This window comes from Neobacillus niacini (assembly GCF_000759675.1).
Lineage (GTDB): Bacteria > Bacillota > Bacilli > Bacillales > Cytobacillaceae > Neobacillus > Neobacillus niacini_A.
The window spans coordinates 1-1,481 of record NZ_BAWM01000057.1 but is presented as its reverse complement, the minus strand read 5'-3'; the positions used below and the strand labels follow the sequence as shown (position 1 = coordinate 1,481).

At 40.6% G+C, this 1,481-nt stretch carries 1 protein-coding gene; it reads left to right on the top strand.

The window, feature by feature from the left end; translation table 11 throughout:
• The first annotated feature begins 98 nt into the window (after nt 1-98).
• Nucleotides 99-1,265 (top strand): IS256 family transposase, encoded by a 1,167-nt coding sequence (locus tag TR08_RS18990; RefSeq protein WP_045520890.1) that lies wholly within the window; start codon nt 99-101, stop codon nt 1,263-1,265.
• The last annotated feature ends 216 nt before the right edge of the window (nt 1,266-1,481 follow it).

Genomic DNA, 1,481 nt, shown 5'->3' with positions numbered 1-1,481 from the left:
GATAAAGTCCATATAATTGTGTAAAAAGAAAGAGTCATTTTAATCACTCTTGGCAACACTGTTTTCAGCGACGATAAACAATGAAAAGAGGAATTAAAATGACTCACTTACAGTTTAACCTGGATTTAGACCTTTTAAAAGAATCCGTCATCAATTCTAATCTGGATATGGTGATTAAATCAGCGATTGTCTTAGTTCTTAATGAAGTCATGGAAAAAGAGAGGAATGATTATTTACAGGCGGCTGCTTATGAACGATCTCCAGATCGCCGAGACTACCGAAATGGCTACTATGAACGTGAATTGATTCTAGGTATTGGCAAACTAAAGCTAAAGGTACCCCGGACCAGAAATGGTGAGTTTTCCACCTCACTCTTTGACAAGTACGCCCGTTGTGACCAAGCCCTGGTCCTCGCCATGCTGGAAATGGTTATTAACGGCGTTTCAACCCGGAAGGTCACGCATATTGTCGAGCAGCTCTGTGGGGAAAATATTTCGAAGTCGTTTGTATCTTCTCTTACCCAAAAGCTTGACCCCATTATTAATGATTGGTCTAAACGCCCTTTGAATGTCATGTATTATCCTTATGTTTTTGTGGATGCCATGTATATAAAGGTCCGGGAACACAATCGGGTTGTTTCGAAAGCCGTGTACATCGCTACTGCCATTACCGAGAAGAATACACGTGAAATCCTTGGGCTTAGTGTGGATCATGCGGAGGATTTCGAGAGTTGGAGCCGTTTCTTCCAACAGCTTAAATCCCGTGGGCTTCAATCTCCCAAACTGGTTATCTCAGATGCTCATCTAGGGCTCCAAAAAGCGATACAGCGCGATTTTATCGGTACTACATGGCAAAGGTGCATGGTACATTTTAAACGCAATATAATAGAGAAACTCTCCAAGAAAGATTCCGTAGAGATACGCACAATGATTAAACGTGTCTTTGAAGCTGTTACGATGGAGGATGTCCGCAGATTTAAGAATGAATTAATGAACCAGTTTGGGGATGAAGCTAAATATGCCAAAGCCTTGGCAACTTTAGATGAAGGCTTCGAAGATGCCATTCAATACCTAAACTTTCCTGAGAAGCTACACCCTCACATACGAAGCACAAATTCACTTGAACGCTTAAACCAGGAAGTCCGTAGAAGGGAGAAAGTGATACGTATCTTCCCCAATACTCAATCTGCCTTTCGATTGATAGGTGCTGTTCTCATGCAATATCAGGAGGTCTACTCCAAGAGAAAGACCTTACTTAATAACTAATAAAACTTTTAATTTTCGACTCACTTCCATCATGGAATGATCACATATCCAGGGAGGGCTGTCAAAGTGAAAAGCCTTTGACAGCCCTCCCCGGATATGTAGATAAAAAACCATGGAAGTTTCGTCAAAAAAAATGAAAGGGTATGGATAGAGAATCATCAAAGAAAAAGTTGAAAACAATTGCTTTTGATTTTACACAATAATCAGGACTTGACT